2 protein-coding genes and 1 pseudogene are annotated in these 1,598 nt (G+C 34.7%); 1 reads left to right on the top strand and 2 read right to left on the bottom strand.

Annotated features, from left to right (window positions below; genetic code table 11):
- Positions 1-68 precede the first annotated feature (68 nt).
- A complete protein-coding gene (locus AC1DVB_RS27120) occupies positions 69-467 on the bottom strand; it encodes a hypothetical protein (protein WP_034306867.1) in 399 nt (132 codons plus the stop codon).
- A gap of 425 nt (positions 468-892) precedes the next feature.
- Positions 893-1,108 (bottom strand): hypothetical protein, encoded by a 216-nt coding sequence (locus tag AC1DVB_RS27115; RefSeq protein WP_454861293.1) that lies wholly within the window; start codon positions 1,106-1,108, stop codon positions 893-895.
- A 297-nt stretch (positions 1,109-1,405) separates the two neighbouring features.
- On the opposite strand from AC1DVB_RS27115, the pseudogene AC1DVB_RS27110 reads away from it, so the two are divergent.
- Positions 1,406-1,598: pseudogene (locus AC1DVB_RS27110) on the top strand (MFS transporter); the annotation flags it as partial.

Here is a 1,598-nt window from a genome sequence, read left to right as displayed (position 1 = left end):
CATGATAAGTTCCCCTTCCAACATTTCGAACGATTTATTGTTTTTATGTTATATGTAAATTCGTTTTCTTAAAAAGCATGTACATCACCAGAGTTCATTTTATTCTTAATTTTTTGTACATTGCTCAGTTCATCGGAAAATGAAAGAAATGACTTCCTATCATGTGCATCGAGTGCTTCGTTTACTTTAAAATTCAAATGGTTAATTTTAAGGTTCAAATCCAAAATGGAGCAAATGCTGCCCTTGGAATACAGTTCCTCGATATCTTCCACGTGCATAAAAAACTGAAACTCGTTGTTGACAACTATTAAAGAATGCCATCCTAGGCAATCAATGTACTTCCGTTCATTTGTAATTGTCCAAACATCTCCTTGAAGAAACTCAATTATATGTTGGTGCCTTTGACCCGGGCAGCAGCAGCTTACTTCATGCTGAAATAGTTCTAATATTATAAAATTTTTATCCATAGGTGCTCCTCCTTCACTCACATTCAGTTTTTTTGAATTCTTCTTCAACCTTGGCACTTGGTCAGTCCGTTCGTTTTTGACAGAGGTACCGCCTATTCGTAATTCATTTTATTAACATGCAGAGACTCAATCGAAATTGATAATCATTTTCAATTAGTATTTTATGTGATAATGATTATCATTGTCAATATGTTTTAGCTAAGTTTTCATATTTTTGTTTTGTTGCCTCGGAAAAATAGAAGCCTAACTACCGCTGCCAAGTACAAAAAAATACTCTGGAGAATAACTCATCCCAGAGTATTTTTTTTATGCTATACAACTATTTTATCGTCTTTATCCCTTACCCGGTTTAAAAGCAGGAAACTATCCTGCCGCTATATTCCTTCGCATTCTAAAAAGTGCATTCTTTATTCCTACACAACTTTTTATCCTTGTATTTTCCCATTAATGACAACACACTTCCCATTTGTTTGCTTCTTTATCATCCTTCCATCCTTGATGTATACAGTGTAAGTATTATTGACTTTAGCATCTAATCTTGCTACGTCTCCCGTTATTGCTATGATATTTTTGACAGCTTCCCTCTTCAGATTTTCGATAACTTTCTTTTTCCATTGTTCCCGTTTTTTTTCATCAACCATCAGGATCCCATCCTTCTTGTTTGATTTATATCTTCTCCCTGATATAGAGTATTACATTTTTATTATCTTGTTACCATTATGCTTTTCCTTATTAATCCGTTTCGAATTCTTTTTTTGTTTTCTAACATAGCAGGTTACGGTAAAATGAGTGAATGATTCAGGTACAAGCTTTTTTAGCAGGAAATAATCTATGGTAACTATGCAAGAGTTTTCCTCATAAAAATGTTTTATGGTATGATAGTTAGATTGTTTTTCCACCCTGTGACAACTTTACATTCATCAAGGAAAGAGGTATTTATGCACACCACAGAATTAACCAAGCGGCATTGGCTGCTCATCTTAACACTTACTTTATTAACATTTGTTCTCGGGACAAGCGAATTTGTTATCGTCGGGATCTTAACCGATATTTCCTCGAGTCTCCATATTACAAATGCAAAAGCAGGCACACTCGTTTCTGCGTTTGCCATTACGTTTGCCATTGCCACAC

Source organism: Peribacillus sp. P4_D6, from assembly GCF_056401795.1.
This window is presented reverse-complemented; position numbering and strand designations above follow the sequence as displayed.